Genomic DNA, 13,656 nt, shown 5'->3' with positions numbered 1-13,656 from the left:
GCCCTGACAGCACATGGCGGAGAGAACCATGCTGGAAATTTTATGGATTGCCCTGGCCTATGTACTCGGCTCCGTGCCGTGGGGACTGGTCATTGCCAGAACCTTTTGCGGCCTTGACCCCAGAGAGAGCGGCAGCCGTAATACCGGAGCCACCAACGTGGCGCGCCTGTGCGGCTTCAAGTGGGGCGTGGTCACGCTTTTGTGCGACGTGCTCAAGGGCGCGGTGCCTGTGTGGCTGGCCTTCGGAATCAACACCACCACCGTGTTTGTCAGCATGGTGGCCCTGGCCTGCGTGCTGGGCCATGTTTTTTCCTGCTTTATGAAGTTCAGGGGCGGCAAGGCGGTGGCCACAAGCATCGGTGTGTTTCTGCCCCTCGCCTTCTGGCAGCTGCTTGCGGCTTCGGTGCTGTGCCTGCTGGTGATCTGGCGCAGCGGTTTCGTGTCGCTGGGTTCGCTGACCCTGGTCACGGCCCTGCCTGTGGCGCTGGCCGTCAGCGGCCAGTGGACGTGGCTGCCGCTGGCCCTTGGCGTATGGGCCGTGGTGGTCTGGAAGCACAGGGAAAACATCGCCCGCCTGCGCGCCGGAACCGAAAAAAGCTGGCAGAAAGGCAAAAGCCAGTGTGAAGCCCCCTGCGCTCCGCAAGGCGGAGATCAGGGCGATAAATAGCGCCCCGCCCGTTGTGGGCAGGAGCGCCGCATATTTTGGATTGCCCCGCGCCCTGTGCGCCGGGCGGGTAAAAAGCCTCGGAAAGCGGCTTCGGCAGCAAGCGTTTTTGCAGCCGAAGGTGGGGGAAGAAAGGTTTTTTACGCAAAGTCTCTCTTCCTCCGGCCTGCCAAGAAGGAGTTCGTCTTATGTCCCACGCGGATTTCCCGGCCTATCGCGGCCGCATGGAGTATGTCTGCCTTGACTGCGGCGCGCGCTACCCCGGCGACGACCTGCTGTACACCTGCCCCCAGTGCGGCGGTGTTTTTCTGCTGGAAAACCTCGATTTCGCCAAGCTCAAAGAACGCAGCGGGCAGGAGTGGCGGCAGATTTTTGATGACCGCAGCGCCACCCGCGTGACGGCCCTCAAGGGCATTTTTCGCTATTACGAACTGCTGGCCCCGTTGCTGGACGAGGACGATATCGTCTATCTCGGCGAAGGCATCACCCCCATTGTGGAGGCGGCCCCGGCCCTTCGGGATCAGGTCGGCGTGTCCTTTGCCTACAAGAATGACGGCCAGAACCCCAGCGCGTCCTTCAAGGACAGGGGCATGGCCTGCGCCTTCAGTTATCTGAAATGGCTCTGCCGCCGCAACAAGTGGGACGAAGTGCTCACGGTCTGCGCCTCAACGGGCGACACGTCGGCGGCCGCCGCCCTGTACGCCTCCTATGTGGGGGCTCCCCTCAAGTCCGTTGTGCTGCTGCCCCACGGCAAGGTGACGCCGCAACAGCTCGCCCAGCCCCTTGGCAGCGGCGCTACCGTGCTGGAACTGCCGGGCGTGTTTGACGACTGCATGAAGGTGGTGGAACTGCTGGCCGAAAACTATCGCGTGGCCCTGCTCAACTCCAAGAACAGCTGGCGCATTCTGGGGCAGGAATCCTATGCCTACGAAGTGGCCCAGTGGTACGGCTGGGACATGACCGACCAGTGCCTTTTTGTGCCCATTGGCAATGCGGGCAATGTCACTGCCATCATGTGCGGGCTGCTGAAGATGCTGGATCTTGGCATCATCACCAGCCTGCCGCGCATTTTCGGCGTGCAGTCCGAGCATGCGGACCCAGTGTGGCGCTACTACGACGCCCCCAAGGGCTCGCGCCACTGGCAGCCTGTGACCGTGCAGCCCAGCGTGGCCCAGGCGGCCATGATCGGCAATCCCGTGTCCTTCCCCCGTGTGCGCATGCTGGCCGAGCGCTTTATTGAAGCTGGCGGCGAACGCGCCTTCCAGGTGGTGCGCGTGACCGAGCAGCAGATCATGGATGCAATGATCGTTGGCAACCGCCACGGCCACATCGCCTGCACCCAGGGCGGCGAGTGCCTGGCCGGGCTGCGCAACGCACGCGCCCTCGGCCTTGTGGGCGACCACGAACACGCCGTGCTGGACGCCACCGCCCACGCGCTCAAGTTTGCGGGATTCCAGGATATGTACTTCAGCGATTCCTTCCCGGCGGAATATGGCGTCACACCCGACAAAAGCCTTGCAAATATGCCCGAACTGCTTTTGCCGCAGAGCGTCAGAGAAGGTCTGGACGTTGCGCAATTTGCCGGCATGGGCGCGGATGCCGTGGTGCGCAGGCTTAACCTGCAAAAAAAATAAGCATATTAAAGCTTGTTCGATAAAATGCGGTGGCGTAACAGTAGTTGCGCCGCCGCATCTCTTTTTGCCTGTATTCCGGTTCGACAGAGCATTTTAACTTTGAAACAGTGTAAATGCTCTAACGCTGCACTTTCGTGCGCGCGCCACAACGTGGCGTGGATTCAGCCGAAAATCGCATTTTTCGGTTGAATGACAACTTTGAAATGTGAAGCATTTCAAAGTTGATCTGGTCTAGCCGCCGGGATGACCTTTCCGCATCTGTCCATCGGACTGTCCTCGTTTGGACATACCCGCAGGCTCATAACGGGAAGTTCAGGCCCGTAGGGACATGCCGTCAGGACTTGCCCGGCCCGATCGCGCCACGGGCACATGCCCGCAGGTTCAGGCCGGCAGTGCCTTGGGGGTGCAGGCCATCTCCTCGCCATAGATGTGGGTGCGGTTGCGCCCGGTGGATTTGGCGTCGTACAGGGCCGCATCGGCGTTGCGCACCAGCAGCTTGCCGTCATTGCCCGCGTCCTTGCCGGGCACAAGGCTGGCCACGCCCAGGCTTACGGTCACAAATCCGTTTACCGGGGAAGCGGGGTGGGGCAACTGCTCGCGTTCAATCTCATTGTGTATGCGCAGGGCCACGGCACGGGCCGTGTGCGCGTCTGCTCCCGGCAGAAGCAGCGCGAACTCCTCGCCGCCGTAGCGGGCGCACACGTCTGTGGAGCGGGCGGCCCGCGTCATGGCGGCGGCCACGCGCTTGAGGCATTCGTCGCCAGCCTGATGGCCGTAATTGTCATTATATATCTTGAACTTGTCCACATCCAGCATGATGAGTGCCAGGGGCTGCTGCCGCTCCTGCGCAAAACGCCAGAGGGCGCGCAGGCTGTCGTCAAAGGAGCGGCGGTTGCGCACGCCGGTGAGGCCGTCCACAAGCGACATCTTCTGAAAGCGGTCATGCTCGGAAACCAGTTTGTTGGACTGTATGGTGGCCTTGCTCAGATAGGTGCTCAGATTGTCCAGCGCGGAGGCGATATTGCGTATCTCCACAATGCGGCTGCGTGGCAGAAACAGCTTTTTGACGCCTGTGCCCAACTGGTCGAGGTAGGCCATGATGCCGCGCAGAGGGCGCGCCAGTTGCAGGCGCAGGATGGTGTAAAGCGAGGTCATGCCCGCGCCGAGAAAAAGAAAGCCCAGAAGCAGCCTGTTTTCAAAATCGTGCGCCAGGGCGGCGGTACGCCGCAACTGCCCGTGCATTTCGTCAGCAAGCGGATTGCGCGCCTCAATATTGGACAGGGCCGTGGTGAAGTCGGTCAGGGCCGCGTCCATGGCCAGACGGACAGCGGCGAGACGTCCTGCGGCATACGACGCGGCGTTGCCGGCGGCGACCTGATCGTCGTGGTTGACGTCGTGCCGCAATCCGGCGTTCTGCGCCACAGGCGGGCCGTTAAGTCCGGCTTCCAGATCGTGTGCCTGGGCGTGCAGGACGGCCAGCCGTTCAAGCGCGTTCACGGCTCCCTCCCAGTGCTGGCGCTGTACAATGGCTCCCGGCGGCGGCGTCTCGCGCAGTTGCGCTATGGCCGCCTGCACGTCCTGGCGGCTCTGCGCGTCCGATTCTGCAAGCACCACTTCGCCCAGGAGCCGCCAGAGGTTTTTCTTCTGCTTGTCCACCTGATCAAGAGCTTCGGTAAGGGGCAGGTACGCGCCGTAAATTCTGGTGCTGGCCACGCTGATATCGCGCGCCATATTCATGTAATAGAAAAAACTGGCCGAAAATATGAGGCCCAGCACTACGATGCCGCTGCTCAGAAAGGCGTTGATGCCTATGCAGGCGTCCTTTTTTTCGTCCGGAGCCATGTCAGTTTCCCATCCAGGCGCAATAGGTCTGGTAAATGCCCACGGCCATAGCGAAGGCCAGCAGGGTATTGAATATGATGCTGAAGAAAACCCATTTCCAGCTGCCGGATTCCTGCCGTATGACCACAAGGGTCACAAAGCAGGGCGCGTACAGCATGACGAAAACCAGCAGGGCCAGTGCCGAACCCTGGTTCCAGCCTGGGTCCTTGCGCAGAAGCTCCGCCAGCGAAACGTCGTCGTCAGGATCCTGCTTGCCAAGGGCGTAAGCCGTGCCAAGGGTGGAAATGATGGCCTCCTTGGCGGCGATGCCGCCTATGAGCGCCACGTCCGTGCGCCAGCTGAAGCCCGCGTGCCGCGTCACGTCTTCAAGCCATGTGCCCAACTGTCCGGCAAGAGAATGCCGGAGCCTTTCGGCGCTCAGGGCTTTCTCGGCATTGCCAAGCCTGCCCTCAAGGTCGGCGTGCGCGTCTTCGGCAAGCTCCGGGTTTTCCAGCGCTGCTGATAACCGTGCGATATCGTTTTCAAAGGGCAGGGCCAGTTGCGGATCAAGAGCGGGAAAGGTCATGCCCGCCCAGATGAGCATGGCCAGGGGCACAAGCACTGTTCCGGCTTTTTTCAGGTACATCCAGGTGCGCTCCCAGCAGTGGATGCAGATGCCGCGCACTGTGGGCAGGCGGTACGGGGGCATTTCCATCACAAGGGGGGTGGCCTCCCCCCGCAGCACGGTCTTGCGCAGGAACAGAGCCACAAAAAAGGCGAAAGCCCACGAAAGAAGGATGATCATGAACATCATGTTGGCCGCGTTCTCGGGAAAGAACGTGCCCACCAGCAGCAGGTACACGGGCAGCTTGGCCCCGCAGGCCATGTAGGGAAGGGTGAGCATGGTGGCCAGTTTTTCCTTGGGGCTGCGCATGGTGCGCGTGGCCATGACGCCGGGGATGGCGCAGCCCCCGGCAATGCCGCCGGAAATGATGTAGGGCATCACCGACGCGCCGTGCAGGCCGAACATCTGAAAAACCCTGTCCGCGATATAGGCCATGCGGGCCATGTAGCCGCTGTCTTCCACAATGGCGATAAGGGCGAACATGATGAGCACCAGGGGTACAAAACTGAGAACGCCGCCCACGCCGGCGATAAGGCCGTCAACGATGAGGGACGACAGCAGGCCTTCGGGCAGGGCCGAACCGACCATCTCGCTCAGGAGGGAAAAGCCGGATTCCAGCCATGCCTGCGGGTAGGAGCCGAGCACAATGGTTATCTGAAACATGGCGTAAAGCACGCCCAGCATGATCAGCGCGCCCCAGAGGGCGTGCGCCAGCACCCTGTCCAGCCGGTCGCTCACGCCCAGGCGCTGGCGGTTGCCGGTTTTGCTGATGCAGGCGGTGGCCACCGTGCGCACAAAGGCGCTGTGCCCGTCAGCCACAAGACCTTCAACGTCCACATCCCGCGCGCGCAGGGTCTGGTGCAGGTCGCGGCAAAGGGATTCAAGCCAGTCAGCCAGGATGGGGTCTGCGGCGCGCACGGCCCTGAGGGCCTCCGGGTCGCTCTGGGCAAGGTTCAGGGCCAGCCAGCGCGGCGCGCAGTGGGCGTAGGGGGACGCGGCCATGCGGCTGTTGCCCGCGATGAGTTCTTCCATCTGGGCCAGAGCCGGGTCCAGCAAGGGCCCGTAACCGATATGAAGGGCCTGTGTTTTCAGGCGGGGGCAAAGCGCGCCCTGCGCTCCGCCGGGGACGGGGTCAGGCTCTGCGTCGGCCAGGGCGCGTCCGCGCGCCGCGTCAAGAGCCTCGTGCAGGCCCTTGCCGCTGGTGCCCACCGTGGGCAAAGCACTCACGCCCATCATGCTGGAAAGCCTTATAAAGTCTATTTCAATGCCCGCGGCTCTGGCCTCGTCCATCATATTGCAGGCCAGCACCACGGGCAGGCCCATTTCGCGCAACTGGGCCGTGAGCAGCAGGCCGCGTTCCAGAATGCCCGCATCCACCACATTTATGACGGCCTGCACCGTTCCGCTGAGCAGCACGTTGCGGGCCACCACCTCTTCCTGCGAATAGGCGGAGAGCGAATAGGTGCCCGGCAGGTCCACAAGCACCAGCTTCTGCCCCTGATGGCGGATAATGCCCTCTTTTTTTTCAACGGTGACGCCGCTGTAGTTGCCCACATGCTGACGCGCGCCGGTTAGGGCGTTGAAAACCGTGGTTTTGCCGCAGTTGGGATTGCCAGCAATGGCGAGCCGCAAAGCATAGGTGAGGCCGCCAATCTTGGCGCGCGCGCTGGCTGCTGAAGGCAGCACGGCATCAGCGGTGTAGGAATCCGACATTATGACGCTCCTGGATTCGCCTGCGGCCTTCGCGTCGCGAAAACCGCCAGCAAGAAGCTGGTGGGGTATTTTCGAAATTGAAATTTATTTTCAAAAATAGATGAAGTCAAGCAATCATCCGCGTCGGAGAAAATTTATTGACATGGTGTAAGGCTGGCCGCTGCATTGGCCACATTGACGTTTCGTCCACCTTTACGATAGATGACTATACACAAAAAATATCACGAAAAAACCAATGCCCTTTCCCTGCATCCCTTTGCACGCCCGCAAGGCAGGCCGCCTGCTTTTGCAGACATAGGGGCGATATTTTGCGAAAAGCGGCATGCGGGACACGCGGCTTGCCCTGCTCGGGGCCACGTGCAGAGACAGCGGCGTACAGGCATCATGCCGTTTCAAGGTTTACCCGCTCGGGCGTCAGGTAGAGCAGATTAACTTTGAAAATGTATATTTTCAAAGTTTGAGGCACGCTCACTTCGGCGTTTAACCGCGCAAATAAATAGCGGTGCAGTCTTCGCGGCAGCCGTTGCTTTAGCCGTTGTGACGCAGGAAGCTACGGATAAAGACGGCAATGAGTTACGCAAAAATCTTACTCAAAGAGTCGCTGTCGTTATCCGTAAGCCGCTGACGCTGCAACGGCTAACGCGCCCGCAGGGCTTACGGATGGCGACAGCGATTGTATGGGGCAAGCCGTGTCGTTACGCGTGCTGTCTTCAAGCGTAGTTTCCTGTGTCACAACGCTTGAAGCATCCGTAGCGATGCTGTCCTGCCCCGTAAGACGGTTCCGTCAACGGTTCAGGCAAGCCCTGCAGGCAACGGCTGAAGCTGCGCTTACGCCTCCGTGGCGAGCGTCTGCTCCCGCATCCGCCAGAGCAATTTCATAATGAAATTGCTCTAGTTGAGAGTATTCTTCGCACTGTTTGCAAGCGCCCGCGCCGTGCGGCACACGGCAAGGTATTGTTAAAATCAAAGCTCAGGAGAGCATATGCGTAAGGTGGTTGTAACTGGATACGGCATCATTTCACCTTCAGGAAATGACGCCGAAACGCTCTGGAAGAACATTTCAACCGGCACGTCCGGCATAAAAAAAATTGACGACCCCGCCTTTGCTGAAAGCGCGTCGCGGGTCGGCGGCGTAATCGGGGACTTTCCCGCCGAAGCCTATCTGGACGCCAAGGAAGCGAAGAAATACGACCGCTACATCCAGTATGCCTACGCGGCGGCAAAGCAGGCCCTTGATATGGCCAATCCCGGCGACGATTGGGACGCCGAGCGGGCGGGCGTGTATGTGGGGTCGGGCGTTGGCGGCATAGAGACCATCATGCGCAATCATGAGGCCTTTCTTGCCAAGGGCGCGCGCCGCGTGTCGCCTTTTATGGTCCCTATGATGATCAGCAACATGGCTTCGGGCGTCATTGCCATCAAAACGGGCTTCAAGGGGGCGAACTACGCGCCGGTTTCGGCCTGCGCCACCGCGAATACCGCCATTGGCGAGGCATTTTTGAGCATCAGGCACGGCTATGCCGACATGATGCTGGCCGGTGGGGCCGATGCGGGCATCCATCCCTTTCTGTTCGCCGGGTTCTCAAGCATGAAGGCCCTGTCCACCAATAACGACCACCCGGAACAGGCCAGCCGTCCCTTTGACCGTGACCGCGACGGGTTCGTCATGTCCGAAGGGGCCGCCGTGCTCCTGCTTGAAGACCTTGAGCACGCCACGCGGCGCGGGGCCATCATTCTGGGCGAAGTGGCGGGCTATGGCGCTACGTGCGACGCGGGCCACATCACCTCGCCGGACTTTCACGGCGCGGCCCGGTCAATGAGCATCGCCATCAAGCAGGCCGGAGTGACCCCCGGCGACATAGGTTACATCAACGCCCACGCCACCGGCACGCGGGAAGGCGACAAGTCTGAAGCCAAGGCCATAGGGGCTGTTTTTCAGCAGTGCCTGGACAGCGCCCGCGTGAGCGCCACCAAGTCCATGACGGGGCATCTTTTTGGCGCGGCGGGCGGCATTGAGGCGATCATTACCTTGCAGGCCCTGCGGCACGGGCTGCTGCCGCCCACCATCAATCTGGACAATCCCGATGACGAAAGCGGCTTGAACCACATCCGTAATGTCGCCGTGAAGTCCGACATTACCTATGCGCTTTCCAACGCTTTTGGCTTTGGCGGGCACAATGCCTCGGTGGTTTTTAAAAAGTACGAGGGATAAAGCCGGTTACCCTTGAACTTGCTCTGGCGATTGCTACAGCACAGCTAGGGTAAAATCTCTTTGCTATGTAAAAGGGCGCAGCCGTGTGGCTGCGCCCTTTTGCGTTCATCTGTGGCAGTAACCTGCTGCTAATCTGTTGCTGGCCGCAGATACACTTTGAAATGGCGTAATGCCGTGAAGCTACTTGCCTTTGAAACCCCGCTTCAGATCAAAACCAGCTTTGTATTACGGCAAGACACGATAAAAGTTTTAGGGGGTGGGGGTGTGGGGGAGGAGACCCTTTTGCAAAAGGGTCCCTCCCCCACAGAGCATTACCTCACACTCCAAACAAATATTGCTCTAGTCTTCGCCTTTTAACGCGGCGCGGATGCGGCAGACGCCGCAGGTCTCGCCCGAGGACGTGGGGTAGCCGCAAAGGGTGCAGGGGGCCAGTTCCAGACCCTCTTCAGCCTCGCGGCGGGCGAAGACGGGCCGTCCGCGTGCGAGAAAACCCTGATAAAAGTCGAGCTTGCGGCCGGGCATGGCGGCTTCAAGGTTCTGCATCAGGCCTTTGAGGGTGGTGAAGCTTGCTCCGGGGCTGTAGGGGCAGGGCGCATAGTGGTTTTCAATGCCCATCAGAAAGGCGTAGTTGGCGGTTTCAAATTCCGACAGCCGCCAGAGGGGTTTGACCTTGCGTGAAAAGCCGTGCTCGCTGTCCAGCAGCGGCCCCTGGTCGGAAAGATAGGCTGTGTCCCAGCGCAGGGTGTTGCTGAACAGGCGCGCCACCTCGTCATCGAGGTTATGGCCTGTGGCCAGAGCGTCAAAGCCTTCATCCAGGGCGACCTTGTTGAAAAAATGGCGCTTGATCTTGCCGCAGGCAGAGCAGACGGGGCGGTTCAGGCGTTCCTTGACAGCCGGAATGGGCAGGCCCTCGGCGACCATTTCCTTCACCATAAGGGTGAGTCCGTGCTTGGCGCAGAAGCGCTCCACCACGCCGCGCGCGGCCGCGGAGGAAACGGGAATGCCAAGGTCGATGTGGAGGCCCGTGACATTGTAGCCCTGAAGCGAAAGCTCCAGCATGAGGGCCAGCGAATCCTTGCCGCCAGAAAGCGCCACCAGCACGCGCTCGTCGCGGGTGAAAAGCTTTTGGCCTTCAATGCCCCTGGCAACCTGGCGGGAAAAAAAATCCTTGTAGCAGTCGGGACAAAAGGCGGCATTGTGGCTGCGCAGGGCAACCACGGCCTCGGCTTTGCAGATCTTACACTTCATCACTGATCCTGGGCTGTATGTAAAAATAATAAGTCATAGTATTTCAGTATAGAAAACTGTTCAAGTCCGGGAATCGCCTGTGGCGGGCGGCGTCGGCTCCAGCCAGCCAAGCTGGCGGCACCATTGTTGATATTGGGCACAGGCCCTGGCAGCAAAGGATTCAAGTCCCACATGGTCGCGCAGTGACTGGCTGGCTTCGGCAAGCCTGCGGCGCAGGGGCGCGTCCTGCATGATGTCGATCATGGCCTTGGCCAGCGCTTGGGGGTCGTTTTCTTCCACCAGCAGCGCCACGTCTGCCGGGTCATTTCCGTTAAGGCTCAGGCGCTCGCGGTGCAGGGGGCTTTTGCTGCACACCGTGGGCAGAAAGCCCGCCACGCCCGCCCAAAGGCTTTCGGGCAGTTCTTCGGGAGAAGAGCCTGGCGCTATCCATGCATGGCAGTGTCGCAGAACCTCCGGCAGGGGCTGCTCGTTGAGCAGGCACAGGCGCGAACTGACGCCAAGGCTTTCGGCCTCTTCAAGCAGTTCGGCGTAGCGGGGGCCGCCGCCAAGCGCGCGTACTTCCCAGGTGGGCAGGTCGTCGCGCTGCCAGAGGGCCGCCATGGCGCGCGTCATCAGTTGCGCGCCGGAGCGCGGCGTCATGGCGTCGCCCAGGGCAAAGATAAAGCGTTGCTCGCGGGATTGCGCCGTTTTTTCTGTAATGGGTTCAAACACTTGCGCCTGCCCCCAGGGTGAGGAGGGCGCAAAGTCGTCCAGGCTCATGCCGGGAGCGATGAGGGTGAGGAGGTCGCCGTCAAGGCGCAGCGTCCGGCCTTTTTCGCCACGCTCGGCACGCAGGGGCGACGTACCAGCATCTTCACCGGACGGATCGCCTGAGCGGGTCGAGCCGTCTGAGGGGGCCGTGGCGCTGCCTGTTGCGGCGTTTTCCGTCACGGGGCTTTGCGTGGCGGCGCTTTCCGCCATGCCGGAGGCGGGCATGCGCTCCAGTATATGGCGTGAGCCGCAAAGGATTTTGTGCGCAGCCCAAAAAGGCTTGTCCGTCATGCTTTGGGCCGTGGGCGGCCGCAGCAGGAACGCGTGGGCCAGAAGCGTTCCACCGGGCTCACGCATGCGCAGAACCCTGCGGCCAAGGGCCATGGCGTCCTGTCCCACTGTCTGAACCAGCAGGCGGGCATGTCTGCGCTGCCAGCGCCACAGCTTCCACAAATTGAGGGGGTTGCGCACGCTCGCGCCGCTTACGGGAATGACGGGCAGGTTGAGTTGCTCGGCGCGGCTATGCAGGTTGGAATTTTCAAGGCAGACCAGCACGGGGGCAAAGTTGCCGCCGTCGCGCATGCTGCGGGCCAGGGCAAGGGCGTGTTCTTCTTCCATACGGGCCGTGCGCATGGGCGAACCAAGCTCGGCCCAGCGCGTCTGTTCGTCAGGGGTGGCGGGGCCGGGCGTGGTGTTTTGCAGGGCTATGAGCAGCACACGCATCAGAAGGGAGTGCCTTGTTCCAGCAGATGTTCGAGCAGGGCCGTTTGCAGCCACCGGGCCACCGGGCCGGGCTTGCCGCGCCACGCGCCATGGCCCACGGGTATGCCGTCAAAATGCGTAACGCCCACGCACAGGGTGGAACTGGTGAAAAGCAGCATTTCACGGGCAGCGGCGATTTCGTCCTTGTGAATGGGCCGTTCCAGCACCGGCAGGGGGTCGGGAACGCGCCGCGCCGCCAGTTCTAGGGCCGCCAGCATGGTGGTGCCGGGCAGGATGCGTCTGAGTTCAGGGCAGAGCAGGCTGCCGTGGGCGTCCACAAGGCCCACGTTGGCCGTGGCGGCCTCGCCCATGAAGCCGTTTTCGTCAAAGGTCACGGCCACGTCCATGCCTTTTTGGGCGGCTTCCATAGCCATGAAGACATTGGGCAGGTAGTTGGTGTTCTTGATGCGGGCGAGATATTCCTGCTTGGGCGGAATGTCGCTGGTAAAGGCGGTGAGGCCCTTTTCATAAAAGGCTTCGCCCGCGAATTTTTTGCGTAGGGCCACTATGTAAAGCCCGGCCTGCGGGCATTCCGACGGGCTGATGCCAAAACCGCCGGGGCCACGGCTCAGGAATACGCGCATGTCGCCCTGCTCGCTTGCTGCGGCGCGGGCAACATCAAGAATAATGGCGCGCAGATCGTCCCAGGAGCAGGGCGGCGTGATTTGCAGGGCGGCCGCGCCGTCCTTGAGGCGGTTCAGGTGCTGGTCAAAGCTGAACAGCTTGCCCTGGCGGTAACTGATGCTCTCGAAAAGGCCGTCGCCCCTGTGGCAGATGTGGTCGTCCAGAGGCAGAAGCAGCAGGCTGGCGTCTGTGCAGATATGCCCCACCCTGTGGTCATAGAAGGCCAGCACGTTCTCTGATCCGGGTCGGGGGGCGGCCAGCAGGGCCGCAAGGTAGGTATGGGCATTCACAGCTTTCAAGGGGGGTCTCCTCAATGGGCGGACGGGATGTTTCCCCCGTCCGCCCGCTGAAGGCGTATTTTTATCCGGCGATGCGAACGCGCGTATAAACGCAGCGCGTTCTACGCCATGAAGACGTTTTTGTCCGCCACGCGCACAAGTTCGCGCTGCACAAGCTCTTCGGCGATCTGCACGGCGTTGAGGGCCGCGCCCTTGCGCACGTTGTCGGCCACGATCCACATGTTGAGGCCGTGTTCAATGGTCTCGTCCTCACGGATGCGCCCCACGTAGGTGGCATCGTCGCCCACGCAGTAGCCGGGCATGGGGTACATGAGCTCGCGGGGATTGTCGAACACGCGCACGCCGGGCGCCTGCGAAAGCATGACGCGGGCGTCGCGGGCCGATATTTTCTTTTCCGTCTCGATGTTGACGGATTCCGCATGGCAGTAGAACACGGGCACGCGCACGCAGGTGGCCGTGACCTTGACCGAAGGATCGTTGAAAATCTTGACGGTCTCGTGAACCATCTTCATCTCTTCCTTGGTGTAGTCGTTTTCAAGGAAAACGTCGATGTGCGGCAGGCAGTTGAAGGCGATGCGGTAGGGATAGGTCTTGTTTTCGGGGTCGCGGCCGTTGAAAAGGTCGCGCACCTGCCGTTCCAGCTCTTCAATGCCCTTCTGCCCCGTGCCGGAAACCGCCTGATAGGTGGAAACCACGATGCGCTTGATTTTCGCGGCGTCGTGCAGGGGCTTCAGCGCCACAACCATCTGGATGGTGGAGCAATTGGGGTTGGCGATAATGCCCTTGTGCGCGTCCAGCGCGCTGGCGTTCACTTCGGGCACCACCAGAGGGCAGCGGTCGTCCATGCGCCATGCTGCGGAATTGTCCACCACAACACAGCCGGCATGGGCCGCATGGGGGGAGAACTTTTGCGAAGCGGCGCCGCCAGCGGAGAAAATGGCCAGGTCAATGCCTTCAAAGACGTCTTCTTTCAGCTCTTCAACAGTTAGCTCGCGCTCGCCAAAGGGCACCTTGGCGCCCGCCGAACGGGCGGAGGCAAAGGCGCGTATTTCGGTAGCGGGAAAATCGCGCTCGTGAAGGGTCTTGAGCATTTCACGGCCTACGGCGCCAGTGGCGCCCACAACGGCAACAGTCAGCTTCTTGCTCATGGTCTTTCGTTCTCCTTGGGGCGATGCCCGGCGGCCTTACGGAGCCGCCGATAAAAAGGGCGCGGCGTGTGCGCGTGGTGAGGCGGTAGTATAGCCCCCATTGTGGCAAAAGTGAAGGGCGGTCTTTCTGTAAAAACAGCTGTATCCAAATCTGCG

At 61.2% G+C, this 13,656-nt stretch carries 10 protein-coding genes; 3 read left to right on the top strand and 7 right to left on the bottom strand.

What is annotated here, in order from left to right; translation table 11 throughout:
• The first annotated feature begins 28 nt into the window (after window positions 1-28).
• Together plsY and thrC are read left to right on the top strand one after the other, a co-directional pair.
• Complete coding sequence (gene plsY, locus ACZ5DH_RS11755; RefSeq protein ID WP_464254454.1) at window positions 29-667, top strand: glycerol-3-phosphate 1-O-acyltransferase PlsY; 639 nt, start codon at window positions 29-31, stop codon at window positions 665-667.
• 185 nt (window positions 668-852) lie between these two features.
• Entirely contained in the window at window positions 853-2,298 is a 1,446-nt protein-coding gene (gene thrC / locus ACZ5DH_RS11750) for a threonine synthase (protein WP_464254453.1), read from the top strand.
• A 381-nt stretch (window positions 2,299-2,679) separates the two neighbouring features.
• On the opposite strand, the gene ACZ5DH_RS11745 is transcribed toward thrC, so the two are convergent.
• The 3 genes from ACZ5DH_RS11745 to ACZ5DH_RS11735 all read right to left on the bottom strand — a co-directional run bounded on the left by ACZ5DH_RS11745 (window position 2,680) and on the right by ACZ5DH_RS11735 (window position 7,190).
• Window positions 2,680-4,140: a GGDEF domain-containing protein gene (locus tag ACZ5DH_RS11745; protein WP_464254452.1), complete on the bottom strand. Its 1,461-nt coding sequence runs from the start codon at window positions 4,138-4,140 to the stop codon at window positions 2,680-2,682.
• 1 nt (window position 4,141) lies between these two features.
• Window positions 4,142-6,457: a ferrous iron transport protein B gene (feoB, locus tag ACZ5DH_RS11740; protein ID WP_464254451.1), complete on the bottom strand. Its 2,316-nt coding sequence runs from the start codon at window positions 6,455-6,457 to the stop codon at window positions 4,142-4,144.
• A 607-nt stretch (window positions 6,458-7,064) separates the two neighbouring features.
• On the bottom strand, window positions 7,065-7,190 hold the full coding sequence (locus ACZ5DH_RS11735; RefSeq protein ID WP_464254450.1) for a hypothetical protein: 126 nt from the start codon (window positions 7,188-7,190) through the stop codon (window positions 7,065-7,067).
• Window positions 7,191-7,439: 249 nt separating this feature from the next.
• On the opposite strand from ACZ5DH_RS11735, the gene fabF reads away from it, so the two are divergent.
• Window positions 7,440-8,669 carry a beta-ketoacyl-ACP synthase II gene (gene fabF / locus ACZ5DH_RS11730; protein WP_464254449.1) on the top strand — a complete coding sequence of 410 codons (1,230 nt, stop codon included), beginning with the start codon at window positions 7,440-7,442 and terminating at the stop codon, window positions 8,667-8,669.
• 339 nt (window positions 8,670-9,008) lie between these two features.
• Here fabF and ACZ5DH_RS11725 read toward each other — a convergent pair whose 3' ends face one another.
• From ACZ5DH_RS11725 to ACZ5DH_RS11710, 4 genes are all read right to left on the bottom strand, one after another.
• Complete coding sequence (locus tag ACZ5DH_RS11725) at window positions 9,009-9,917, bottom strand: PP-loop family protein (RefSeq protein ID WP_464254448.1); 909 nt, start codon at window positions 9,915-9,917, stop codon at window positions 9,009-9,011.
• A gap of 60 nt (window positions 9,918-9,977) precedes the next feature.
• Window positions 9,978-11,390 (bottom strand): glycosyltransferase, encoded by a 1,413-nt coding sequence (locus tag ACZ5DH_RS11720; protein ID WP_464254447.1) that lies wholly within the window; start codon window positions 11,388-11,390, stop codon window positions 9,978-9,980.
• Complete coding sequence (locus tag ACZ5DH_RS11715) at window positions 11,390-12,343, bottom strand: aminotransferase class IV (RefSeq protein WP_464256550.1); 954 nt, start codon at window positions 12,341-12,343, stop codon at window positions 11,390-11,392. Before ACZ5DH_RS11715 ends, ACZ5DH_RS11720 begins: the two co-directional genes overlap by 1 nt.
• A gap of 110 nt (window positions 12,344-12,453) precedes the next feature.
• Window positions 12,454-13,500, bottom strand: a complete 1,047-nt coding sequence (locus ACZ5DH_RS11710; RefSeq protein WP_464254446.1) for an aspartate-semialdehyde dehydrogenase — start codon at window positions 13,498-13,500, stop codon at window positions 12,454-12,456.
• Window positions 13,501-13,656: the final 156 nt, after the last annotated feature.

It is taken from the genome of Desulfovibrio simplex, from assembly GCF_055387835.1.
Note: the sequence above shows the minus strand (reverse complement) of the source record. Positions and strands in the feature narration are given on the sequence as shown.